The following is a 1761-nucleotide window of genomic DNA, read 5'->3' on the forward strand; positions in this document are numbered from 1 at the left end:
ATTTTCGATATGACGCCGTAAATCACGCGTGAAACGGTGGGTGACAGTCACCGTACAGCCCGCCAGCAACAGTTCAAGACTCATGGGTCGGCCGACAATGTTGGACGCGCTGACCACAACAGCATTGAGACCAAAGGTATCGATGCGATAGCGCTCTAGCAACGTCACGATGCCGCGTGGGGTACAGGGTCTCAGCAGCGGCGCGCGTTGGCACAGACGGCCGACATTATAGGGATGGAAACCGTCGACATCTTTATCCGGTGCGATACGCTCCAGCACGCTGATATTATCAATCCCCGACGGCAGCGGCAGTTGCACCAAAACGCCGTCCACGCGGCGGTCAGCATTCAGCCGATTAATCAGCGCCAGCAATTCCGCCTCCGTGACTGTGCTCGGCAGATCATAGGAAAGAGAGATAAAACCGACGTCTTCACAGGCTTTGCGCTTGCTGGCAACATAAATTTGCGAGGCGGGATCGCCTCCGACCAATACCACTGCCAGTCCCGGCACGCGCTTGCCTGCCTTGAGACGTTCCTGCACGCGCGTGGCCACTCTACTTCTAACCTGCTGGGCGACGGCTTTACCATCAATTATTTTCGCTACCATCTGAATCGGAAATCCGTCATTGTAATCGGGCTTGAGGGCGCTATTTTGGCAAAAGCGCACTCCACTGTCAGGCACAGAGTGCATTCTGACCTTATACTAATAAATGGACAGAAAAGCCATTGACTCAAACGATTACCTCCGTATAATCCAGACCGCATTCACCACCGCGGTTTCCTTTGTGCGTCCTTAGCTCAGTTGGATAGAGCAACGGCCTTCTAAGCCGTAGGTCACTGGTTCGAATCCAGTAGGGCGTATCATTTGATAGCAATTAATCGTGTTAGCCACAGTTTAATGATCATTTCTCTTTTTGACGCTTTTGAAGTATCAACGTTAAAACACCTCCATTTTCTAGCGGCTGGCGTCAGAGCGTGCCGTCAAGTCGATGCTTCGCGTTGTTATGGATGAATACCGAGCGTAAGTACTTTCCCTTTTATTTATGAAGTCTCCAACATACTATTTCGTTTAACGCTACGCCCTATCGCTGCGTCTCACTGGTTTTCATGAACTTATAGATCCCTATGGTGGGTCATAGTGATGACAACCGTGTGCACCTCTTTCAAATGAAGAAATCGGTATATCCATCCCTCAGTAAGGTATTATAAAACAAAGGGGATTTAACGCGTTGAGCAGCACGAACTGGGTCGTGAGATTTGGAGTAGTTACGTATGTATTTAAGGATAGACGTTCCGGGATGTCTTATAATACCCCTTTATTTAAACAGTAATCCCACTATGATCAGATGGATTATAGTGCATGAGAGCTCAATTAAATCTATTAGCAAAAGTTAACACATTTCCTAAATATTTTTTATTTATGTATTATATATAGTTATCTACTATTTTTATATATATATTAATCAATATATTTTTAACTGTCCTATAAGATAGGATAAGCCTTTATTTTATCTCTTTTGATGGGATATTCTATATTGCATAATATATTATATTTCTAATTATCTCTCAGTAAAAATATCTGTCGTGGGAGTTAAAATTGATGACTAAAGGTGAGATTTTTTAAAAATATACAATGAAAAATAAAATATAATTTATAAATATTTCTGTTTTTGTTATATAGAAAATTTATATCAGCAATATGGTTATAAAATAGAGTTTCGGCCGTAATAAGATACGACTATAATTTCAGCCCTCGACGTTG

1 protein-coding gene and 1 tRNA gene are annotated in these 1761 nt (G+C 43.2%); one reads left to right on the forward strand and one right to left on the reverse strand.

What is annotated here, in order from left to right; translation table 11 throughout:
- Positions 1-606 (reverse strand): tetrahydrofolate dehydrogenase/cyclohydrolase catalytic domain-containing protein (locus BG74_RS07485; RefSeq protein ID WP_244267428.1); only part of this gene is annotated, 606 nt, incomplete at its 3' end.
- A gap of 180 nt (positions 607-786) precedes the next feature.
- Between BG74_RS07485 and BG74_RS07490 the strand changes: the two genes are divergently transcribed.
- Positions 787-860: transfer RNA gene (locus BG74_RS07490), tRNA-Arg, on the forward strand.
- Positions 861-1761: the final 901 nt, after the last annotated feature.

Source organism: Sodalis-like endosymbiont of Proechinophthirus fluctus, from assembly GCF_001602625.1.
Lineage (GTDB): Bacteria > Pseudomonadota > Gammaproteobacteria > Enterobacterales > Enterobacteriaceae.